Below are 6,213 nucleotides of genomic sequence, written 5' to 3' on the forward strand. Positions count from 1 at the left end.
CCGGGCATCCCCATCACTCACCTGGAGCAGACATGAAGATGAAGCGCGTCCTGGCCATCACAGCGATCGCCGCAGCCGCCCTGACAGCGGGCACCTCCGCTGTGGCGACCAACGGCCAAACCCCGAAGGGCCTCACGGCAGAAGCGGAAGCCTTTGCCAAAGTCGACCGCAACACCCAGTGGAACCAGGTCCAAAAGCTCAAACTCGACTTCCCGACCTACCATCCCCAGGGCATGTCGCTGGTCGGCGACAAAATCTTCCTCAGCAGCGTCGAAATCATTGAACCAACGGTCCGCTACCCCTCGCCTGTCGACGGCTACGACCGCACCACCGGCAAAGGCCGCGGACACGTCTTCGTCCTCGACCGGCAAGGAAACCTCCTGAAAGACATCGTCCTGGGCGAGGACACCATCTATCACCCCGGCGGCACGGACTTCGATGGCGAAAAGATCTGGGTTCCCGTAGCCGAGTACCGGCCCAACAGCAGCTCAATCGTCTACACCATCGACCCGGACACCTACGAGGTCACGGAACAGTTCCGCCAGGCAGACCATGTCGGCGGGGTCGTCGCCGACCGCAAAACCAACCGAGTCAGCGGCGTCAGCTGGGGTTCCCGCAAGCTGTTCACCTGGAACCGCCAAGGGGCGCTGCTGGGCTCGCAGGCAAACCCCAGCCACTTCATTGACTACCAGGACTGCGAGTACGCCGGCGCCGGACACCAGCTCTGCTCCGGCGTGACCGGCCTCAAGACCGCTGACGGGAACCCCTTCGAGCTCGGCGGCCTGGCCCTGACCGACCTCTCAGACGGAAGGATCGCCCATGAGGTTCCCTTCCAGAAATTCTCCACCGCCGGCCACTCCGTGACACGCAACCCGGTTGCGCTGGAATCTGACGGCGATGTCCTGCGCCTGTTCGCCGCCCCCGACGACGGCGAGGAAAACGCGGGCACCGAACTGATCATCTTCGAAGCCCGCCCCTGATTAACTGGGCAGTCCGCAACCGTACATAGGGCATTCCCTCTGTCCAGGCGCCCCGCCATACACGGTTGCGGGCTGCTCCCCCTCCTGCGCCGCTGCCAGACGGCACCGGTGTACACGCCGTGACACACTTCGCGTTCACCTCTATGTCATGTGTGCGCTGCCTCAGCGTCCCCTGCGGTATGGCGGTTGCAGGAATGCTTGGGCGTGCTTAATCCCCCATGACACGATTCGGAGAATCATCGTGAAGTACACCAAGCTGCTGACCGCGGCTGCCCTGACCGCCGGCATGGCCCTGGGAACATCCCTCCCGGCCCACGCAGCGGACACCAACCCCAACGGCACGGCCAACCACTTCGACCTCCAGGCCCACCGCGGCGGGCTCGGCCTCACCGTTGAATCCACGCTCGCATCCTTCGCCAAGGCCCTCGAAACCGGCGTGAGCACCATCGAACTGGACCTGCAGATCACCAAGGACGGCCGTGAAGTCGTCACCCACGACCGGAAGATCAGCGCCCAAAAATGCCGGGACACGGCACCGGTCACGGCCGGCGACCCCCTGTTCCCCTACGCCGGCAAATACATCAAGGACCTGACCTTCGAGCAGGTCCGCAGCCTTGACTGCGGCTCCCAAACCCTGCCCAAGTACCCCGGCCAGCAGGCATCCCCCGGCGCGAAGATGCCGACCCTGGCCGAAGTATTCGAACTGGCCCGCAGCTACCGGGCCAGCCAGGTGAAGTTCAACATCGAAACCAAGGTCGAAGCCGGCGCACCCGAGCAGACCGCACCGCGGGAACAGTTCGTCGACGTCGCACTCCGCGAGATCAAGGAAGCGGATATGCTCCAGCGGGTCTCCATCCAGAGCTTCGACTGGGGCGCGCTGCGCCTGGTGCAGGAGCGTGAGCCCGGCCTGCGCACGGTCGCGCTGACCAACAAGGACTTCCTGCAGGCTGGCCAGCCCGGCGCCTCACCCTGGCTGGGCGGCATCGACTCCGACGACTTCGGCGGGGACCTCGTCCAGGCCGCATCCTTCCTCGGCTTCGACGCCATCTCCCCCGTCCACGGCACACCCCAGGACGGCAAGGTCACCGACGCCGGCTACTCCCCCTACGTGACCGTTGACATGGTGGACCGTGCCCATGCCACGGGCATGCAGGTCATTCCTTGGACCGTCAACGATAAGCCCACCATGCGCGCCCTCATGGACGCCGGCGTCGACGGACTGATCACCGACTACCCGGACCGGCTGCACGAGGTCATGGCCGAACGATCACTGAAGCTGCCCAAGCAGTACACCCTCGTTCCCGGCGCATCTGCGCCGGGAAGAAGCTGACCGGTAAGTACGAAGCCAGGAAGCCCCCTGTCCCATCACCGGGAAGGGGTTTCCTGGCATCTCCGGACCAGAGTCCCGCCATGCAGCTACTGTCTTAGCCTGTCCCTGACAGCGTGCTCGACAAGGATCGGAACGTAATCCCGCACCCTGCCGGCGTCGAGCAACCTGTGCTCTTGCTCAACGATGCCTTCGATGTGATGCCGCGGCACGTCCGGGTACTTTTCAGCGAGCCGGTCCACGACATGGCCAAGTGCCCGCATTTCTTCGATGACTCCCATTCGGAGAGTTTCGGGGCAGCCACCCCTAAATTCAAGTCTGGATTTTTTTCGTCCGGCCGGGTCGGCCACCTGCCCATCATTTTGCGGACACCAGCGACCTTCGACGGTCGTCCTTGATGCGTGGGCACCACGGCGGATGTCCCCGACACTTCGATTCGTGGAAGAACCGCACGTCGACACCAACCTGGCCGAAGACAGCCAACTCACAGCGCTCGACAACACCCTGCAGGCATCCAGCCTGGAACACGAGATCATCCAGCACATCGGCCGCGACCCGGCCACGGACATTCTCGACATCGCCACCAGCGGAGAAGCTGCCATGATCGTCCTCGGTTTGCGACGGCCCTCCGCGGTGGGAAAACTCCTCCTCGAAAGCACCGCCCAAAGCATCCTCCTGAACGCCGACTGCCCGGTCCTGACAATCCGAGCGTAAGGAAACGTGAACGCCGATCACGTACCGCAACTCAACCTGCAGATCGGGCGCGGTACGTGTTTCGGCGTTTAAGAATGCGCGACCCGTCACACACGTGAACGTGGCAGACGGGCATTGCATACCTCTCAACACCCCATGCGATGTCTGCCGTCAGCCGGAACGCCACCACAACCTGAGGTCAGCCGGTGGTGTGTCCGGCTGGTCTCGGTCTTTCCATTTTCTGGCGCCTGGACTAGGAAATCATGTGCCCGCACGTGACAGTGGACATATCCCCAGCCCACTCTGAATAAGCAGACGAGGTGTAGACACCATCCTTGAGTTCATCATGTCGTACTCGCAGCCCAAAGCCATGAACAGGTGTTGGCCCACCGGAGACCAACCCGACAGTACCGGAACGAGGAACCACCTGATCCTAGCCCGCAGCAGGCGGAGGACCCACCCGCCAAGGACCTGAACCCGCCACCCACACACCCAAATAGGCCACCGCGGCGGCCAGGCCAAAGACCGCGAACCAAGCGTCAGAGTCAACGGGCCAAAGCTTTGTACACACGCCCACAAAGAAAAACCCCCTCTGACGAGGGGGTTTGCGTGCCCGAGGTGGGACTCGAACCGCATTCCCGCCCTTGCAAACACTGGGAACCCGCGAAAACATGCGGAATCCGGAGCATTCCAAGGGATGTAGGACCCGATCCGAGACGAAAAGTGTGGACAATGTACACACGCCAATTTACGCCGACCCAACCCGCCGTCGTAGACAATGCGAAACTTGCGCGCCGGTAAAAACGAACGGGCATTCAGCTCAGGCCGTTTTCAATTTACGTGCCAGGGCCTCCCGGACGGAGGGATTGTCCTGCCCGATCTCGAGTGCGCCGTGAATGGTGTTGCCTATCCGTTCCATAGCCTCGCCAGCGGTCAGCATATGCACACCTCGGAGGAAACGCTTCTGTGCCCAACTGAGACTTTGCGGCCGTGAATGAGCACCATGGGAACGATTTCGACGTGTGGACCCAGCAGTCTTTGGTAGCCGTGGGCAGCGACGTGCATCCAGTTTGCCGTGCCTCGCCCATAACCGTCCGAGCGGACGATGAGATCTTTCTCTCCGGTGGTGCTCCATTCGTATTGCCCCCACCGGTAGAGCTTGGAATCCAGCAGGTAGACGATGTTTCGGAAGGCAACAGCGTGGTCCACGTCTGCGTCATCGTTCCCGGGGAACTGCAGGCCGTGGTAAACGGTGACGCCCGGGATGCGCAGCAGCAGCTCCAGAAGCAGAGCTGTGCTGATTTCTCCCCGTGCACCGGCCTCGGCTCTGCCCTGGCCGTACTTTTCAACGGCAGCCAGTACCATCCCCGGTGAACCGAATACTCGGCCAGATAACTCCTCGCGGAGAGCTTCCGCCCCGGCGTGCCGCACACTCTTGATCAATCTGGTCAGAATGACGACGATTAGGACCGTCCCGGTCACCAGAACTGCAAGAGTGACCGGAGCCAGTTGATAAAGGCTTAGACGAGTCACGATAGACAGCAACGTGATCGCGGGCATCGCCACCACCATGGACACAATAACCAGGACTATCCGCAGCAGAGATCCATGTAGGACCCGCCCTACCACAGCCCGATAACGCGGAGTAGCTGTCACTTTCGCCGGCCCATGGGCGCGAAACCAGCGCCAGTCTTCGGGCAAGATGCCATACTGCCGCAAAACGCGTAAGTCAGAACCCACGTTGCCCCCAAAAATCCGCCGCACCGGCCGAACCAGTGCCGCGAGTCTAATCCTCGTGAACTAGGGCTCCAATAACCCGAACCTCAATTTTGAATACGGCGGACGCCCGACCAACCATAGTTTGATTTCTAACCGTCATGCCGTTGAGCCGCGTGCCGCTGATGGACAAGCAGAAGCTCCATCGCTGCTTGTCATTCTGATATGCCCCATGATCGCTGGGCAGGTCCTCCGCGCAACCAGGGCGCTACTGCGCCGGCCCCGGAACCGAAAACTTCTGCTTTCGACGCTGTGGAGCGTTGCCTGGGGATGAAGTTTTCGGTCCCGTTGCCGGTCCCCCAAGTTGCACTCCGGCCCCACCCCAGCGGATGGTCCCCTACCAGAACGACGCCCACCACCAACAACCGCAGAAAAGTCACGGAAACACCAAGGGTAAAGGAACAGGATCATGGAAAAGCTCACCATCAAGACACCCCCGGACGTCCTCAGCTTCATCGGGCACACCCTCGGCTTCTGGCCGAAGGAAAGCCTGGTCTGCATCACCCTGAACGAGAACAGCATCGGCGCGACACTGCGGATCGACCTCCCCCGCCTACCCGGGCAGGAACTCCCCTACGCACGCACCGTCGCCCACTACCTCACCAGCGACACCACAGCCACGTCCCTGCTCTTCGCCGTCTACACCAGCGAACCCTGCCAGCCCGGACAACCCAAACCCCACGCCGCCACTATCGCCGCACTCACCGGAGTCCTCTCAGAACAAGGCATCACCATCCGCGACGGACTCTTCGTCGGCGACGACACCTTCTCCCCCTACGACGGCGAGCCCGGACACGAACTCGCCCTACCCGTCAGCTCCACCCAGACCAGCGCGATCAACGCCGAATTCATCTACCGCGGCAGCACCGTCCAACCCACCAACCGCATCACACTCCCCACCACCAACGAAAGCGCCATCAAGGCGGCCGCCGTCGAACGCCATATGGACACTATCCAAGCCCTCCCGACTACGACCGCGACATCTCGGGCCAGGGAACTGTGGGCCGGCATGCTCGACTCCGTGTCCTTCCCCAGCGACGACGACTGTCACGCACTGGTCGCAAACCTTCAATTCCCAGCCATCCGTGACCGGCTCATCGCGGACATCCCCGGACTGGACGAACCTATGAAGCGCATCCTGTTCGCTCAAACCGAGGGTGCCCCGAAATGGTCACGAATCGAGTGGGCACAACAACTACTTCTGCATGCCTACACCCGCACCAGCCCCCAACACCAAGCACCGGTCCTCACCACCATCGGCTACATCAACTGGTGGGAAGGCAGAGGCAGCAAAGCACACCAATTCCTCCAACTCGCCCTCGACACCGACCCCACCTACCGCCTCGCACGCCTCAGCGACCAAATGATCGCCTCCGGCCTCGTCGCAGGCTGGAACATGAACAAAAACACCGCCTACAAAGCCCTGCCCTTCGAAAT

General features: G+C 62.1%; 6 protein-coding genes. 4 read left to right on the forward strand and 2 right to left on the reverse strand.

Going from position 1 to position 6,213, the window contains the following annotated elements:
* The first annotated feature begins 32 nt into the window (after positions 1 to 32).
* Positions 33 to 980, forward strand: a complete 948-nt coding sequence (locus G205_RS16120) for a DUF6454 family protein (protein WP_009358918.1) — start codon at positions 33 to 35, stop codon at positions 978 to 980.
* A gap of 241 nt (positions 981 to 1,221) precedes the next feature.
* The gene (locus G205_RS16125; protein WP_009358919.1) at positions 1,222 to 2,310 is read left to right on the forward strand and encodes a glycerophosphodiester phosphodiesterase; all 1,089 of its coding nucleotides are present in this window, start codon (positions 1,222 to 1,224) and stop codon (positions 2,308 to 2,310) included.
* Between the two features lie 86 nt (positions 2,311 to 2,396).
* On the opposite strand, the gene G205_RS24105 is transcribed toward G205_RS16125, so the two are convergent.
* Entirely contained in the window at positions 2,397 to 2,843 is a 447-nt protein-coding gene (locus G205_RS24105; protein WP_420874314.1) for a three-helix bundle dimerization domain-containing protein, read from the reverse strand.
* Between G205_RS24105 and G205_RS21960 the strand changes: the two genes are divergently transcribed.
* The gene (locus tag G205_RS21960; protein ID WP_338058426.1) at positions 2,725 to 3,021 is read left to right on the forward strand and encodes a universal stress protein; all 297 of its coding nucleotides are present in this window, start codon (positions 2,725 to 2,727) and stop codon (positions 3,019 to 3,021) included. The two genes, G205_RS24105 and G205_RS21960, sit on opposite strands and share 119 nt — an antisense overlap.
* A gap of 912 nt (positions 3,022 to 3,933) precedes the next feature.
* Here G205_RS21960 and G205_RS16140 read toward each other — a convergent pair.
* Complete coding sequence (locus G205_RS16140) at positions 3,934 to 4,572, reverse strand: NERD domain-containing protein (RefSeq protein ID WP_009358922.1); 639 nt, start codon at positions 4,570 to 4,572, stop codon at positions 3,934 to 3,936.
* A gap of 613 nt (positions 4,573 to 5,185) precedes the next feature.
* Between G205_RS16140 and G205_RS16145 the strand changes: the two genes are divergently transcribed.
* The coding region (locus tag G205_RS16145; protein ID WP_009358923.1) for a DUF4192 domain-containing protein at positions 5,186 to 6,213 on the forward strand (1,028 nt) is incomplete at its 3' end.

It is taken from the genome of Arthrobacter nitrophenolicus, assembly GCF_000332815.1.
Classification (GTDB): domain Bacteria; phylum Actinomycetota; class Actinomycetes; order Actinomycetales; family Micrococcaceae; genus Arthrobacter; species Arthrobacter nitrophenolicus.

What these genes read in the sequence shown, in the direction of transcription:
- G205_RS24105 (WP_420874314.1), bottom strand. Translation starts at nt 2,843, where the DNA reads ATGATCTCGTGTTCCAGGCTGGATGCCTGCAGGGTGTTGTCGAGCGCT.
- G205_RS16120 (WP_009358918.1), top strand. Translation starts at nt 33, where the DNA reads ATGAAGATGAAGCGCGTCCTGGCCATCACAGCGATCGCCGCAGCCGCC.
- G205_RS21960 (WP_338058426.1), top strand. Translation starts at nt 2,725, where the DNA reads ATGTCCCCGACACTTCGATTCGTGGAAGAACCGCACGTCGACACCAAC.
- G205_RS16140 (WP_009358922.1), bottom strand. Translation starts at nt 4,572, where the DNA reads ATGGTGGTGGCGATGCCCGCGATCACGTTGCTGTCTATCGTGACTCGT.